This is a genomic window from Vibrio sp. 1401 (assembly GCF_033340295.1).
The window spans coordinates 1-564 of record NZ_JAWOWF010000666.1 but is presented as its reverse complement, the minus strand read 5'-3'; the positions used below and the strand labels follow the sequence as shown (position 1 = coordinate 564).

Here is a 564-nt window from a genome sequence, read left to right as displayed (position 1 = left end):
TTATTTGACGGCAGTACCTACTCAGTGGTGCGTCTCACCGCGTTAGATTCTGATTACCAGATCGTACGCTCTTACCCAGTAAAACCAAGCACCGTTCCGCAATGGTTTATCGACATGAATCTGTTCAAAGCGATTCACGATAAACGCGTGGTCACCAGTGGTTGTATGCAACTGGCCGAAGTCGAAATCATCTGCCTCCCAGGCGCTGCGTATGAACAGCTATGGCAAGGTTTTATCCGTTTGCTATCTGCGTTTAGCGTCATCTTCCTAGCGGGATTGATTGCGATTTCTTACATTCTGCGTCGTTCTCTAAAACCACTGGCTGCTATCGTGAAGAAAATGCACGACATCGCAAACAACCAGTTTGGTGAGCCACTCACTCGCCCTAAAACCAAAGACCTGATTGCGGTCGTGGATGGCATCAATATGATGTCGGCACAGATTGAGTTGTCATTTAAAGAACAGGCCAAAGAAGCACAACGTCTACGTGCTCAAGCATACCTAGATCCTATCTCCAAACTAGGTAACCGCTCGTTCTACATCAACCAAGTTGACCAATGGTTG

1 protein-coding gene is annotated in these 564 nt (G+C 47.2%); it reads left to right on the top strand.

Features of this window, described 5'->3' with window-relative positions:
* On the top strand, positions 1-564 hold a 564-nt coding region (locus tag R7Z77_RS27460), incomplete at both ends, for a LapD/MoxY N-terminal periplasmic domain-containing protein (protein ID WP_318137320.1).